Source organism: Neobacillus niacini (assembly GCF_046591715.1).
Taxonomy (GTDB): domain Bacteria; phylum Bacillota; class Bacilli; order Bacillales; family Cytobacillaceae; genus Neobacillus; species Neobacillus niacini_L.
The window spans coordinates 1-570 of record NZ_JAWVNQ010000041.1; the positions used below are offsets into that span (position 1 = coordinate 1).

Consider the following 570-nt stretch of genomic DNA (forward strand, 5'->3'; position numbering starts at 1 on the left):
TTTCACTCCCCTTCCGGGGTGCTTTTCACCTTTCCCTCACGGTACTGGTTCACTATCGGTCACTAGGGAGTATTTAGCCTTGGGAGATGGTCCTCCCAGCTTCCGACCGGATTTCACGTGTCCGGCCGTACTCAGGATCCACTCAGGAGGGAACGAAGTTTCAACTACAGGGTTTTTACCTTCTATGACGGGCCTTTCCAGACCGCTTCATCTACCCCGTTCCTTTGTAACTCCATGTAGAGTGTCCTACAACCCCAAGAGGCAAGCCTCTTGGTTTGGGCTATGTCCCGTTTCGCTCGCCGCTACTCAGGGAATCGCGTTTGCTTTCTCTTCCTCCGGGTACTTAGATGTTTCAGTTCCCCGGGTCTGCCTTCAATACCCTATGTATTCAGGTAAAGATACTGTTCCATTACGAACAGTGGGTTCCCCCATTCGGAAATCTCCGGATCAAAGCTTACTTACAGCTCCCCGAAGCATATCGGTGTTAGTCCCGTCCTTCATCGGCTCCTAGTGCCAAGGCATCCACCGTGCGCCCTTTCTAACTTAACCTAAAAGGTTATTTTCTTCTTA

At 50.9% G+C, this 570-nt stretch carries 1 rRNA gene; it reads right to left on the reverse strand.

Going from position 1 to position 570, the window contains the following annotated elements:
• Positions 1-549 (reverse strand): 23S ribosomal RNA (locus SFC47_RS25855); the annotation flags it as partial.
• Between the last annotated feature and the right edge of the window lie 21 nt (positions 550-570).